Raw genomic sequence first — 779 nt, forward strand, 5'->3', positions numbered from 1 at the left:
GGACGGGACAGCTGGTGCAGGGCGAACTCGGTGACACGGATCAGCGCGGTCTTGGCCGACTCCCGGTCCCGGGCATCGATCGGCATGATCGGCGTACCCGCCGACAGCGACAACGCCTCGGCGATGTCCGGCATCGCATACCGGGCCGTGCCGTCGAACTCGTTCACCGCCACGATGAACGGCAACCCCTTGGCCTCGAAGTAGTCGATCGCCGAGAACGCCTCGTCCAACCGGGCGGTGTCCACGATCACGATCGCCCCGATCGCCCCCCGCACCAGGTCATCCCACATGAACCAGAACCGCCGCTGACCCGGCGTCCCGAACAGGTACAGCACCAGGTCGTCCGCCAGCGTGATCCGCCCGAAGTCCATCGCGACCGTGGTCGTGGACTTCATCGGCGTCGAGGCCAGGTTGTCCACCCCCTCGGAGGCATCGGTGACCAGCGCCTCGGTCCGCAGCGGCACGATCTCGGAGACCGCGCCGACCAGCGTGGTCTTGCCCACGCCGAAGCCGCCGGCCACCACGATCTTGGTCGAGGCAGAACCCGGCGTCTGGCTAGATCGCCCGTAGTCCACGGAGTGTCCTTTCGATGAGGTCGTGTCGCTCGCGCACGGACGAGCTGTCCGTGAGCGTGGCTTGAACCCGGAGGAATCCGGACTCGATCAGGTCGCCGATCAGCACCCGCACCACCCCCAGCGGAGCGCCGACCTTCGCCGACACCTCCGCCACCGACGGCGTCGCCTCGCACACGTCCAGGATGTGCGCGAGCAGGTGGTCGG

2 protein-coding genes are annotated in these 779 nt (G+C 68.2%); both read right to left on the reverse strand.

What is annotated here, in order from left to right; all coding sequences use genetic code 11:
- Positions 1–575, reverse strand: a 575-nt coding sequence (locus P4R38_RS04985; RefSeq protein ID WP_277191290.1) for a GTP-binding protein, incomplete at its 3' end; no start/stop codon positions are given.
- Positions 556–779, reverse strand: a 224-nt coding sequence (locus tag P4R38_RS04990; protein WP_277191291.1) for a DUF742 domain-containing protein, incomplete at its 5' end; no start/stop codon positions are given. The genes P4R38_RS04990 and P4R38_RS04985, both read right to left, overlap by 20 nt.

Origin of the sequence: Luteipulveratus flavus (assembly GCF_029439465.1) — a bacterium.
Taxonomy (GTDB): domain Bacteria; phylum Actinomycetota; class Actinomycetes; order Actinomycetales; family Dermatophilaceae; genus Luteipulveratus; species Luteipulveratus flavus.